Annotated in this window: 11 protein-coding genes; 2 read left to right on the top strand and 9 right to left on the bottom strand. The window is 72.3% G+C overall.

Translation table 11 applies throughout. From position 1 onward, the window contains the following. Positions 1-104 precede the first annotated feature (104 nt). The 9 genes from ACZ61E_RS26520 to ACZ61E_RS26480 all read right to left on the bottom strand — a co-directional run bounded on the left by ACZ61E_RS26520 (position 105) and on the right by ACZ61E_RS26480 (position 10339). Entirely contained in the window at positions 105-1928 is a 1824-nt protein-coding gene (locus ACZ61E_RS26520) for a 1-deoxy-D-xylulose-5-phosphate synthase (RefSeq protein WP_469702378.1), read from the bottom strand. Between the two features lie 68 nt (positions 1929-1996). Further along, positions 1997-2479: a DUF6917 domain-containing protein gene (locus tag ACZ61E_RS26515; RefSeq protein ID WP_469702382.1), complete on the bottom strand. Its 483-nt coding sequence runs from the start codon at positions 2477-2479 to the stop codon at positions 1997-1999. Next, complete coding sequence (locus tag ACZ61E_RS26510; protein ID WP_469702377.1) at positions 2479-3441, bottom strand: Gfo/Idh/MocA family protein; 963 nt, start codon at positions 3439-3441, stop codon at positions 2479-2481. The genes ACZ61E_RS26515 and ACZ61E_RS26510 overlap by 1 nt, the downstream gene beginning before the upstream one ends. 72 nt (positions 3442-3513) lie before the next feature. Further along, the gene (locus tag ACZ61E_RS26505; protein ID WP_469702376.1) at positions 3514-4701 is read right to left on the bottom strand and encodes an Ldh family oxidoreductase; all 1188 of its coding nucleotides are present in this window, start codon (positions 4699-4701) and stop codon (positions 3514-3516) included. A gap of 4 nt (positions 4702-4705) precedes the next feature. Then, entirely contained in the window at positions 4706-6052 is a 1347-nt protein-coding gene (locus ACZ61E_RS26500) for a M20/M25/M40 family metallo-hydrolase (RefSeq protein WP_469702375.1), read from the bottom strand. Between the two features lie 34 nt (positions 6053-6086). After that, entirely contained in the window at positions 6087-6950 is an 864-nt protein-coding gene (locus ACZ61E_RS26495; protein WP_469702374.1) for a sugar phosphate isomerase/epimerase family protein, read from the bottom strand. Then, on the bottom strand, positions 6940-8073 hold the full coding sequence (locus ACZ61E_RS26490) for a Gfo/Idh/MocA family oxidoreductase (RefSeq protein WP_469702373.1): 1134 nt from the start codon (positions 8071-8073) through the stop codon (positions 6940-6942). The genes ACZ61E_RS26495 and ACZ61E_RS26490 overlap by 11 nt, the downstream gene beginning before the upstream one ends. Positions 8074-8134: 61 nt before the next feature. Then, the gene (locus ACZ61E_RS26485; RefSeq protein ID WP_469702372.1) at positions 8135-9202 is read right to left on the bottom strand and encodes a polyprenyl synthetase family protein; all 1068 of its coding nucleotides are present in this window, start codon (positions 9200-9202) and stop codon (positions 8135-8137) included. Between the two features lie 177 nt (positions 9203-9379). After that, positions 9380-10339, bottom strand: a complete 960-nt coding sequence (locus ACZ61E_RS26480; protein WP_469702371.1) for a 4-hydroxy-3-methylbut-2-enyl diphosphate reductase — start codon at positions 10337-10339, stop codon at positions 9380-9382. Between the two features lie 305 nt (positions 10340-10644). Between ACZ61E_RS26480 and ACZ61E_RS26475 the strand changes: the two genes are divergently transcribed. After that, complete coding sequence (locus tag ACZ61E_RS26475) at positions 10645-11862, top strand: DegT/DnrJ/EryC1/StrS family aminotransferase (RefSeq protein WP_469702370.1); 1218 nt, start codon at positions 10645-10647, stop codon at positions 11860-11862. After that, positions 11859-13046: a DegT/DnrJ/EryC1/StrS family aminotransferase gene (locus tag ACZ61E_RS26470; protein WP_469702369.1), complete on the top strand. Its 1188-nt coding sequence runs from the start codon at positions 11859-11861 to the stop codon at positions 13044-13046. Before ACZ61E_RS26475 ends, ACZ61E_RS26470 begins: the two co-directional genes overlap by 4 nt. Positions 13047-13066: the final 20 nt, after the last annotated feature.

Below are 13066 nucleotides of genomic sequence, written 5' to 3'. Positions count from 1 at the left end.
CGGCGCGTCCCCACCGACAGCCACCGAACCGACCTGGATCTGCCGACTGACCCTCCGGTCGGCGAGCTTCACCGGAACATCCGGCATTCCGAGAGCGATGGCGGTCATGAGGTGAGTGTCCTTTCCGAGTTCATCCGAGTCAGCACCGCGCCGGTGACGGCGTCGGCGGTCAGCCCGCAGCGGTCGAGGACCTGGGCCCGCGACCCGTGGTCGAGGAACTCGCGCGGCAGCCCGAAGTTCCGTACGGGCGTGTCGATCCCGGCGTCCGCCAGGGCCTGCCCGAACGCGGAGCCGACGCCGCCGACGCGTCCGCTGTCCTCGATGGTGATCACGTGTTTGAAGTACGCGGCGGCCTCCACCAGCGTCGGGTTGACCGGGGTGACCCAGCGCGGGTCGACCACCGTCGCCCCGACGCCCTCCTTGCCGAGCCGGTCCGCGACGTCCAGCGCGAGCCGGGCCATCGGGCCCACCGAGACGATCAGCACGTCGCGGCCGGGCGCGTTGTGGAGCACGTCGAAGCCGTCGGTCGTGTCGATCGCGGGGATGTCCGCGCCGGTGGTCCCCTTGGGGAAGCGCAGCACCGTCGGCCCCTGCTCCCAGGCGACCGCCTCGCGGAGCAGGGCGCGCAGCGTCGCGCCGTCGCGCGGCGCTGCGATCCGGATGCCCGGTACGGCCTGGAAGAGCGTCAGGTCCCACATGCCGTTGTGGCTGGCGCCGTCGTCACCGGTGACGCCCGCGCGGTCCATCACCAGCGTGACCGGGGCGGAGTGCAGGGCGATGTCGGTGACCATCTGGTCGATCATGCGGTTGCCGAACGTCGCGTAGATGGCCAGCACCGGGTGCAGACCGCCGAACGCCAGACCGGCCGCAGCCGCCGCGCCGTGCTGTTCGGCGATCCCCACGTCGATCGTGCGCGCGGGGAACTCCCGCTGGAAGTCCAGCAGTCCGACCGGCTCGGCCATCGCGGCCGTGATCGCGACGACGTCGGAGCGCTCGGCCCCGATCCTCACCATCTCCTCGGAGAACACCGCGGTCCACGCGGGCGACTTGACGGCCGGGGCCGAGACGGAGGCCGCCGGCGTCGGCGCCGGTGCCGCCCGTACGACATGGCAGCGGTCCAGCTCGTTCGTCTCGGCCGTCTCCCAGCCGCGCCCCTTCTCCGTCACCACATGGACGACGACGGGACCGCCGAGGGCCCGCGCGCGCCCGAGCGTCTCCTCGACGGCGGCGATGTCGTGCCCGTCGACCGGGCCGAGATAGCCGAAGCCGAACTCCTCGAAGACGTTCGCCGACGCGGTTCCGTCCCCGGGGGCGTCGGACGGCTGCTCCGCCGCCCCGGCCGAGCGCAACTTGCCGAGGTGCGCCGCCAGGCCGCCCACCGTCGGCGCGTACGAGCGCTCGTTGTCGTTCAGGACCACGATCACCGGCCGCTCGGGCGCGCCGCCCAGGTTGTTCAGCGCCTCCCAGGCGAGACCGCCGGTCAGGGCGCCGTCGCCGATGACCGCGACCACCGCGCGGTCCGTGTCGCCGCTCAGCTCGCGGGCGCGCGCCAGGCCGTCCGCGTAACTGAGCGCCGTCGACGCGTGCGAGTTCTCGATCACGTCGTGCTCGGACTCGGCGCGCGAGGCGTAGCCGGACAGCCCGTCGCGCTTGCGCAGACCGTCGAACCCGTCGCGCCGGCCGGTCAGCAGCTTCTGTACGTACGTCTGGTGGCCGATGTCCCAGAGCAGCGTGTCCCGCGGCGAGTCGAAGACCCGGTGCAGCGCGATGGTCAGCTCGACCACGCCCAGGTTGGGCCCGAGGTGTCCGCCGGAGCGGCACACCGCGTCGATCATCACCTCCCGGATCTCCGAGGCGAGCTGGCCGAGCTGCGCGGGCGAGAGACCGCGGAGATCGCGGGGAGCCGCGATCTCGTCGAGTAGTGCCATGACTGAACCCTCCATGTCCGAGATGGCCGGCGTGGCCGACGTGTCCGTGCGGCGGTGGTGCGGATCGGTCAGGGCCGGTCGGTTCCGGGGTCGCCGTCCGTGGGCGGCGGCGGCCGGAAGCTGATCACCGAGCCGGGCCGCAGGCCGGCCTCGGGACCGGTGAGCGTCCAGGCGGTGTGGATCAGTACGTTGTAGTGATTGGGGAAGTGGCAGGCGTCGAAGCCCAGCAGGGTGCCGATGGGTTCACCGTCGACCAGGACGATGTCGCCCCGGTCCAGCACCCCGGACACCGAGATCTCCACGAATCCGAGGAAGCCGACCCGGTCGATGCGGGAGCCCGCCTCGGTCTCCAGATGGTCGGTGGTGACCAGTTCGTGCAGCTCGCCCTGGCGCACGCAGCGGGAGGCGAACTCCTCCAGGCGCATGCCTCGGTCCGTGCGGCGGTGCCGCAGCACCTTGACCACCTCGGACCTGACGGTGCGCTTGTCGCCGTTCTCCGGGCTGGGCGCCAGCAGTGCGGGGACCTGTGTCCCGTTGGCCGTCCTGTTCATCACGTCGCCGCCCCCGTCCGCTCCTGCTCATCGTTCCGTTCGGAGCCCTCGGCCCGCTCGGTGCGGTACGTCGCGTCGACCAGCTCCAGCATCGCGAGCCCGGCGCGCGAGGCGTCCGTGCCGGCGCGCACCACCTGCTCGAACTCCCTGAGCACACCCACGTACTCGTGCTTCAGGGAGCTCTTGAACGCGTCGTGCCCGGCCAGCATGTCCGCGTGGTGCTCGGTGCCGTCCTTCAGCCGGACGGTCACGTCCTTCGCCTCGCCGTGCGGATACGACCAGTCCAGCTCGACGGTGGCGGGCACCCCGCCCGCCGAGCGCAGCTCCACCCGGGCCTGCCGGTCCACGCCCTCCGCGTCGCGTACGACCTCGGCGGACTCGACCGTCAGCTCGCCGAGGAACAGCCGTACGACGTCGAAGGCGTTGGGGCCGTTGTCGGCGACGCAGCCGCCGCCGCAGCGCTCGGGGTCCAGGTACCAGCGGTCCTGGCCGACGTGCTCCTCGATCTTCTCCAGATAGCGCACGGTCACCGACTCGACCGCCGCCGCCTCGGGCAGCGAACCCAGCAGGCCGAGCACGTTGTCGTTGTAGCGGCGGTGGAAGGCGGTGAACAGCACCGAGCCGCCGTTCACGGCCAGTTCGGTGAGCGCGCGGCCGTCGGCCAGGTGCAGCGCGAGCGGCTTCTCCACGCAGACCGCGACGCCCGCTTCGAGCGCGTCGCGGCAGACGTCCGCGTGCGCGTCGTTGGGGACGTTGACGACGATCGCGTCGAGCTCGGTCTCGGCCAGCATCCGCCGGTGGTCCGGGTAGCAGGGCAGCCCCGCCGCGCGGTGCGGGGCCAGCGCGTCCTCGCGCAGGTCGCAGACCGCGACCAGGTCGAGTGTGGGCAGGCCGGGGAAGGCGTCGAGGTAGAACCGGGAGATGACCCCGAGCCCCACCACGCCTATCCGCAGGGGTTTCATTTTCTGTGTCCTCCTTGGACGCGATCGCCGTGTCCGGGTGGTGGGTGTGCTGGGGGGCGGGGGTCTCGCGGGCTACGTGTCCTGGGACGGGCCCGCGCCGAGCGCCTTCGGCGCCGTCAGGCCCCGCTCCGCCGCCACGGTGACCATCTCCTCGAACAGGGCCGCCGACAGCGGGACCCCGCTCTTGCCGTGCTCCGTCGCGCGCTCCGCCTCGAACCAGCCGGGGTAGCGGACCGGGCGGTCCTCGTCCACCGCGGGGGAGCCGACCAGCGCGTCGAACATCCCGGCCGTCTGCGCCTCGAAGTCCTCGCGCGGGCGCAGCTCGGCGGGTGCCACGACCAGCACCGTGAAGCCGATGTTGTCGTCCTGGCCGCTGGGGCTGCCGCTGCCCGGCCACGCCTCGGTCGCCGGGCCGAGTCCGGCGCCCGGCAGGAGCGCGCCGAGGACCTCGACGAGCAGGCCGAGCCCGTACCCCTTGAACGCCCCGGTGGCCGGGTCGCCGCCCAGCCACTTCAGATAGCCGTCGCCCCGGTCCAGCGCGTGCGGGTCGGTGACCGGCCGGCCGTCCTTGTCCTCCAGCCAGCCCTCCGGGATCGGCTGTCCGGCGCGCGCGGCGCCCCGGACGCGCCCGGTCGGGACGACGGTGGTGCTCATGTCGAGGACGAGCGGCGGGCGCGCACCGGCGGGCGCGGCGAACGCGAGCGGGTTGGTGCCGAGCAGGGCGGCCTGTCCGCCGGGCGGCCGGATGATGCGCTGCTGACCGCAGTTGGAGACGAGCAGGCAGATCATCCCGCGGTCCGCCGCGCGCTTGGCGTGCGCGCCCGCGCAGCCGAGGTGGGTGGCGTCGCGGACGGTGACGAGGCCGACGCCGTACTGGAGGGCGCGCTCGGCGGCCAGGTCCACGGCCTCGCTCGCCGACCAGAGGCCGAGGGCGCGGTGCGCGTCGACGAGGACGGCGGCGCCGCGGTCGGCCAGTACCTCGTGCTCGGCGGCCGGGTCGCAGCGGCCGTCCGCGAAGAGCTTCAGATAGAGCCGGGTGAGGTTGGTCAGGCCGTGCGAGGTGATGCCGGTCAGATCGCCGTGGACCAGGGCCTGCGCGGCGGTCAGGGCCCGCTCGGCGGGCAGGCCGTGGTGCCGGAACACGGCGGCGGTGAACTCCAGCAGCTCGGCCAGGTCGACGCGCGGCGTCGTGGCGGCGGAGGCGCCGGAAGCACCGGCGGCACCGGATGAAGCGTTCGTGGTCGTCGAGGTCGTCGTCATGAGGTCAGTTCCCCTGGTCCAGCAGATTGCGTGCGAAGGAGATGAGCAGGCGCTCGATGTGCCGCGCGTACCGGTCGAGATCGGCCAGATCGGCGAACTCACCTTCCGCGTGGGCCTGGTTGGCGCCGAGATCGCCGGGGCCGAAGACCACCGTCGAGGTGTCGGGTACGCCGGCGAGCCAGATCGCGTCACAGGTGAACGCGGGCAGTTCGGCGGGCCACGGCGCGAGTCCCGCCCGGTCCAGCAGCAGTTCGCCGACCCACGCGTCGTCCGCGTACAGGGCGGGCAGGCCCCGCTTGAGCCAGTCCAGATGGGTCACACTCGCGGCGTCGCGGGCGGTGGTGGCGAAGGTCGGGCTGTCGGCGAAGCGCTCGCGGAAGCGCTCCACGCCGGTGCGCAGTACGTCGTCGAGGGCGGCTTCCAGCTTGCGCCCGGTGTCCTGGGAGCCGTACGACAGATTGATCAGCAACTGACCCTTGCCGTAGACCTTGTTGTGCATGGTCCCGGTGTTCATGCCGGCGACGCAGACCTGTCCGTCGACCGCGTACGGCGGCAGCTCCGAGGCGAGGTGCTGGGCGAGATAACCCAGCAGCACCGTCGCGTTGTGTCCCGCGCCCGGCTCGTCGTCGATGCCGTCGCGGCCGTCGACACGCAGGCGCGCCGTCATCGAGGCGGTGGCCCTGCTCAGCACGCGGAAACCGGTCGGCTCGCAGAACACGTTGAGCCGCCCCACGTACCCCTGCTCGACCAGCGGCTTCGTGCCGAACACCCCCATGGCGCCACCCTCTTCGCCCGCGACGAGCTGGATCAGCACGCCCACCTCGGTGCCGAGCGCGGGGGAGGCGGCGAGTGCGGACCGCAGCCCCGCCAGGAGTCCGACGGCGGGGCCCTTGGCGTCGATGGAGCCCCGGCCGTGGAACCGCGAACCGCTGAAGGAGACCGGGCCGCCGCCCGCGACGGTGTCCATGTGCACGTTGAACATCACCGTGGCGGCGCGCGGGAGTTCGGGCCCCAGACGCAGGACCATGTTGGGCTGGCAGTCCAGGAATCCGGGCATGGTGGCGGCCGCCTGGCCCACCGCCCGCGGCACGTCCGAGCCGGTGACGGCGTCGGGTCCGGCGGGGGCGTGGTGGACGACCCGGAAGCCGAGCCGGGCCGCCGCCTCCGCGTACGCGCTCTGCGCCTCCCACAGCTCCACCGGCTCCCCGCCGCCGGTCTCCAGCGGTCCGGCGGTGCGCAGGGCGAGGAGGTGCAGGAGCAGCTCCCGGTCGGACTCGGTCAGTCCGGCGGCGTCGCCCGGACTGATGCGCCGGGTCGGCAGGTCGTAGGCCGGACGCTGGTCGTAGGTCATGCGGAGTCCCCCCTCTCTCTGTACTGACGATCTGTCAGATAGTGCTGTCCGTGGCCGGACCCAGCTCGCGCACGAGCTTTTCGAGCCGCTGCCCGTACGCCACGAACTCCTCCACGTAGTCCCCCGACGGGTCCGACCAGCCCTCGTGCGGGCGGATGTTGATGTGCGGCTCGATCGAGACGGTGCCGGAGTAGCCCTGGTCGAACAGCAGCCGCAGCGAGTCCGCGACCCGGCAGTCGCCGTCGCCGGGCAGCGAGTAGAACTGCGCGCTCGTGTCGCCCGTGCCGTCCTTCACATGCACGTGCGCGACGTACGGCGCGATGTGCGCGAGGTGGTCGTACGCCTCGTAGCCGTACGCGATGCCGTTGCCGACGTCGAACAGCAGCCGCAGCGCGGGGCTGTCGGCGGCCTCCAGCAGACGGAGCATGCGCGCCGGGTCGGTGGCGGCCCAGCCGGCGCAGTTCTCGTGCACCAGCACCAGTCCCGCCTTCTCGGCGCGCGCGGTGAGCCGGCGTATCCGGTCGAGCACCTCCCGCTCCCAGTCGGCCTCCGGCAGACCGGCGTTGGGGTAGGACATGATCCGTACGAAACGGGTGCCGAGGCGCTCGCAGCGCTCGGCCAGCCGCGTCAGCTCGTCGAGGTCGTCGGTGAACGGGGAGACGACCGTACGCGCCCAGTTGCCGATCCGGGAGTCGACGCAGGAGACCCCGAGCCCGGCGTCGGCGAGCGCCCCGGTCACCCGGTCGAAGGCCGGGCCGTCGAGTTCGGCGAGGGGGATCCCGTCGACCGAGCGCAGCTCCACGCTGTCCCAGCCGAGCCGCCGTACCGCCTCGATCTGCCGGTCGAGCCCCGGGGCGGCCTCGTCGCCGATGCCGCTCAGACGGATGTCAGCCCTCATGGTCGGCACCTCCCCGGAGCGCGGGGGAGACACCGGTCAGCGGGGGACGTACGGGCGTGGCCGAATCCCCGCGCGCACTCTGTGCGGCAGCCAACAGCTTCGCCTCCTGGAGCAGTTGGACCACCCGGCGGGCGATCGCGTAGTCGTTCAGGTCGTTCAGGTCGTTCGGGCCGCCGTCGCCCGAGGAGCCGTCGCCGCCCGCGTCGACCGCCTGGTACTCCCGGTAGGCGTGGTCGATGTAGCTGGTCAGCGCGTCGTCGAAGAGGAGCCGGCGGGCCGCGGCACCGCCGCCCGCGTCGTCGTGGACGGTCAGGCTGGCGTGGTGGTCCACATCGCTGATCGGGTAGTGGCCGACGACATGGCCGGTGTCGAACCGCAGCCCGACCCGGCGCTCGCGGATCGGGGAGGTGAGGTCGGAGGCGATCTCCGTGGTGGCGCCGTTGTCGTGCTGGAGCGTCAGCCGGGCGCCGCCCATGCCGGGGATGACCCGGTCGCCGATCCGCATGTCCGTCATGGCCGCGTCGGTGATCCGCGCGTCCCCCGCGAGCCGCAGGGCGACACCGAGCGAGTGCGGCAGCTCCACGTCGAACGCGGTGGTGTGGTTGTCGGAGCGCAGGGTGCGCGTCCAGCGCGGCTTGAACTGGGTGAAGGACATCGAACGCAGCTCGCCCAGCCCGCCGTACCGCGTCAGGGCGGCCAGCTCGGCGGTGAGCGAGCTGGCCAGCCACGGCGAGACGACCCGCAGCCGCAGACCGCGCACCCGCGCCAGCATGTCGATGGCCTCCAGGCCGGCGGTGTCGTCGGCCATCGGCTTCTCGACCACGATCCGCGTGTAGCCGAGGTCGGCCAGCTGCTGGAGCGTGGCGAACCGGTCGGCGGGCGGTGTGCACAGATGGACGACCGTGGAGGCGGGGTCCGCCAGCTCGGCGGCGTGCGCCAGTGAGTCGGCGGGCACCAGGCCCTCGGCCAGGGCCTGTTCGCGGATGTCCTGGACGTCCCAGACCACGGGCGGGTCCGGTGACCACGGACCGCCTCCGTCCGGCAGGGCGCGCAGCTTGCGCAGGACCGGCCAGTGCAGCCCGAGGCCGGCCCGCCCGCCGCCGACGATGAACGTGTTCAGCATGACGTGACCTTCGCTCTCGAGGAGATCTGTCGTCTGGCGAGAAAGGGAACGGGCTGCCGGTTCAGTGGTCGCGGTAGGCCACCGACGTGGCCATCTCGGCGAGTTCGCGCTTCCACTCCTCGCTGATGGGGGCCGCCGACAGTGCCTCGTGTGCCTGGACCACCAACTCGTCGATACGCTGCTCCACTTCGGCGCGCACACCGCTGCTGGTCAGCGCCTCGGCCAGGGCGGCGCCGTCCCACTCGGCGGCCTGGACCAGCTCGCCGACGCGCGCGTCGCGCAGCGCGGCCAGGCTCACCAGGAGCGTCATCTTGTGCTGTTCGGCGTCCAGGCCGACCGGCTTGCCGACCGCGTCCGCGTCGCCGTAGGTGTCGATGAGGTCGTCGCGGAGCTGGAACGCCTCGCCGAGCGCGGTGCCGTACGCCTCGAAGGCGGCGGCGGCCGTGGTGTCGCCCGCGATGGCCGCGCCGAGCTCCAGCGGGCGGTGGATGCTGTAGTGACCGGACTTGGCGTTGGCGATGTAACGGGCCAGCTTCGGGTCCGGGAGCGACTCCGCGGCGACCGTCACGTCCAGGTGCTGGCCGATGATCATCTCGCTGACGAGCCGTCCCCAGACCAGCCGGGCCTCGGCGGGCAGGTCCTGGATGAGCTGTCCGGCGTAGGAGAAGGCCAGGTCGCCGGCGAGTACGGCGATGCCCTCGCCGTACCGGCGGGCCTCGCCCTGCCAGCCCTGTGCCCGGTGCCGCTCGATGTGCTGGACATGGACCGTGGGCTTGCCGCGGCGCAGGTCCGAGTCGTCGATGACGTCGTCGTGGATGAGCGCGAACGCGTGCAGCATCTCGATGGCCGCCGCCGCGTCCACCACGCGCGAGTCGGACAGCTCACCGCCCGCGGCCAGGAACCCGGCCGCGCAGAACGCGGGGCGCAGGCGCTTGCCGCCCGCGCGGATCAGTTCGCCGATGGCGTCGATGGGGACCGCGGCGCGCGCGTCGACCGCCGCCCAGCGGGAGTGCTCCTCGGCGAGCATGGCGTCGAGCCGCTGCTCGGTCCGGTCCAGGACGGCCGCGCGGGACTGTGCGGCGAGCCCTCCGAGGTGCCCGACGGCCGGTGCGGGCGGTGAGACGGTCATGAGCGTTCTCCTGTCGTGTCGGCGGTCGTGTCGGCGATCTGGTCCTGGGGGCGCCGGGCCTGACTTCCCAGGCGTACGGCTCCGAGGCGTGAGGGCTCCGGGCTCGCGGCGCCGGCTCCGGCACACGAGCCGTGCGGGCCGTACGGCTCCTGTCGGAGGGGACGGATCGGGGGCGGATCAGGCGGACGGGCGTGCCCGGCTGAGTCCCGACGGCAGCTGGAAGACGATGTCCTCCTTGGTCGTCACGGACAGCTCCACGTCGTGGTAACCCAACTCGTCCAGCCGCTCCAGCAGTTGGTCGACCAGCAGCTCGGGCGCGCTGGCGCCGGCGCTGACGCCGATCGTCCGCACCCCCTCCAGCCAGCTCACGTCGAGTTCGGTGACGTCCGGCACCAGGTGGGCGGGGGTCCCTTCGAGGACGGCGACCTCCACCATCCGTACCGAGTTGCTGGAGTTGCGCGATCCGACGACCAGCACGAGATCGCTGCGCGCGGCGATCTGCTTCACCGCGACCTGCCGGTTGGTGCTCGCGTAGCAGATGTCGCCGTCGGCCGGGCTCCGCAGATCGTCGAAGCGCTCGTTGAGCACCGCGACGATGCCAGCGGTCTCGTCCATCGAGAGCGTCGTCTGGGTGAGCACCGCGACCGGGGTGTCGCTCGGCAGGTCGAGCTGCCGGGCGCTCTCCTCGCTCTCCACGATCACCGTACGGTCGGGGGCCTCGCCGTACGTGCCCTCGACCTCCTCGTGGTCGGCGTGGCCGACCAGCAGCAGGGTGCGTCCGTCGCGGGCGTAACGCCGGGCCTCCTGGTGGACCTTCGACACCAGCGGGCAGGTCGCGTCGATGGTGTCGAGCTGCCGGGCCTTCGCGTTCTCACGGACCTCGGGCGCCACCCCGTGCGCGGAGAAGACACAGACCGACCCGGGCGGCACCTCCGCCTCGGAGTCGACGAAGATCGCGCCGCGCCGCTTCAGCACTCCCACGACGTAGTGGTTGTGGACGATTTCTTTTCGCACATAGACGGGAGCGCCGTGGACCTCCAATGCCTTCTCGACGATTTCAATCGCCCGGCGTACCCCCGCACAGAATCCGCGTGGCTCGGCGAGGATCACTTTCTTGTCGGACACGATGTCGGTCACGACTGGAAACTCCTGTCGGTCCGTGGAATTGGGCTTCACCGTCGACCACACCGAAGAGGCAAGTCAAGGTTTTTCCGACCGGCAATAAGCGAGGACCCAGGTAATAGGCAGGGTCCTGCACGCTCTTGCCTGCACTGTCCCCCGCAACTGCCAATGGATTGCCGGGTCATTGCTATCGAAGGGGTGTCGGCGCGCGGTCTACGTTCGATCGGACGTAACGAGCAGAACCGCGGAGTTCCGGACGCGCAGTTCCGACAGGTAGAACCGTGGATTCCGCCCAGCACCGCCGAGACGAGTGGAGTGAAATGGACAGCAAGGCGATGCCGGCTCCGGCGAGCACCGTCCCGTTCTTCACACAGGCGGAATCCTTCGAGAGTTTGTGGCCCCGGCTGAGCGCGTATCTCGACGAGGTCTGCGAGTCGGGGACGTACTCCAACGGGCCGAAGACCGCCGAGCTGGAGGCCGCGCTGCGCGCCTACACCGGTGCCCGGCACGCGATAGCCGTCGGCAACGGTACCGACGCGCTGGTCCTGCTGCTGCGCGCGGCGGGCATCGGCCCCGGTGACGAGGTGATCGTCCCGGCCTTCAGCTTCTTCGCGTCGGCCAGCTCCGTGGCGCTCGTCGGTGCCGTACCCGTCTTCGCCGACGTCGATCCGCTCACCTACAACCTCGACCCGGCCGCACTCGAAGCGCTGATCACACCGCGCACCAAGGCCGTCATGCCGGTGCACCTGTTCTGCCAGCCCGCCGACATGACCGCCGTCCTCGCCGTCGCCGAACGCCATGGCCTGCTCGTCCTGGAGGACAGCGCCGAGGGCATCGGGATGCGGCTGAACGGACGCCACACCGGTCTGATCGGGGCGGGCGGCGTGCTCTCGTTCTTCCCCACCAAGACACTCGGCGCGCTCGGCGACGCCGGCATGGTGCTGACCGACGACGACGCGCTCGCCGGCGCCGTCCAGCGGCTGCGCGACCACGGCCGGCCCGCGCTGCCGCCCCCGGCCTCCGGCGGCAGGCCCGCCGCCGCCCCCGCCGCACGCGCCGAGTACGCGCGGCAGGGCGAACTGGCGGGCACCAACAGCAAGATGGACGAGCTCCAGGCCGCGGCCCTGCTCACCAAGCTGACCACGCTGGACGACGACATCCGCCGCCGCGCCGTGCTGGCCGACGCCTACACCCGCAGGCTGCGCGGCATCCCCGGCGTGCGCGGACTGCCCGCGGTCGTGGAGCGCGGCGAGCCGGTGGATCCGGTCTTCTACGTCTACCTCATCGAGACCGACCGGCGCGACGCGCTCGTCTCGCACCTCGCCGCCGCGGGCATCGGCACCGAGACGTACTACCCGCTGCCGCTGCACCTCCAGCCGTGCTTCGCCCATCTCGGCCACCAGGAAGGCGACTTCCCGCACGCCGAGGCCGCCAGCCACCGCACCGTGGCGCTGCCGCTCTACCCGGAGCTGACCCTCGCGCAGCTCGGCCGGGTGTGCGACGCCGTCCGCTCCTTCTTCACCGGGAGTACGTCATGACCACCGAGACCTCGCCCGTACAGGCCGCCCCGACCCGCGTCGCCGCGGCCACGGCGACCACCGAGACCGTCCCCTACGCGTACACGAGGCTGCCCGACGCGGACCGTGAGCTGCTGCGCGAGGTGCTGTACGAGGTCGGTACGGACCCCGAGCAGAAGTTCATACTCGGCCGCCGCACCGCCGAACTGGAGCGCAGGCTGGCCGACCGCGCGGGTGTGCGCGACGTCGTCGCCTGCGCCAGCGGCACCGGCGCCCTCGTCCTCGCCCTGCGGGCCGTCGGGGTCGTCCCCGGCGACGAGGTGATCGTGCCGGCCTTCGGCGCGGAGCCGCTGGCCGCGACGGTGCTCGGCGTCGGCGCTGTCCCGGTGTTCGCCGACGTCGACCCGGTGACGATGGTCATGGACCCGGTCGACGCGGAGAGCCGCGTGACGGACCGCACCCGGGCGGTCGTCCCCGCCCACACCTTCACCACGATGGCCGACATGCCCGCCATCCTGGCCTGGGCGCGGCGGCGCGGCATCGCCGTCGTCGAGGACGCGGCGGTGGCCCAGGGCGCCACCCTGGGCGGCCGGGTGGCCGGCACCTGGGGGGACATCGGCCTCTACTCGTTCTTCCCGGTCAAGCCGTTCGGGATGCCCGGCGAAGGCGCCGTGGTCCTCTCCGACAACATCGAACTCGCCACGCTCGTACGGCGGTTGCGCAACCACGGGCAGGACGGTGTGCAGCGCTTCGTGCACCACGAGGTCGGTTTCAACAGCCGCTTCGACGAGGTGATGGCCGGCTACCAGCTCGCCCGGCTCGACCGTGCCGACGGGATGGTCGCCCGGCGCGCGGCGATCGCCGCGCACTACAACTCGCGGTTCGCGGCGCTGCGCGGCAGCGGTCTGCTCGCCCCCACCACCGGCGCCGACGGCCAGTGCCACTACGTCTACGCCGTACAGACCATCTGCCGGGACTCGCTGGCGGCGCACCTGGCCGCGCACGGCATCGGCAGCCGCGTGTACTACCCGGTGCCGCTGCCGAGGCTGTCCGCCTTCGCCGCCTACGCGGGGGAGGGCGCGGACGGACGGCGTCCCGGTACGGAACTGGCGAGCGCGCGCCATCTCGCGCTGCCGCTCCACCTGAATCTGACGGACAGTCAGGTCGAGCGTACGGCCGACGTGGTCTGCGCCTTCTTCGACTGATCACCGGCGCGGCCCCCATG

The organism is Streptomyces sp. NPDC104581 (assembly GCF_055583685.1).
The sequence above is the reverse complement of the archived record's forward strand: the minus strand, read 5'-3'. Positions and strand labels throughout refer to the sequence as shown.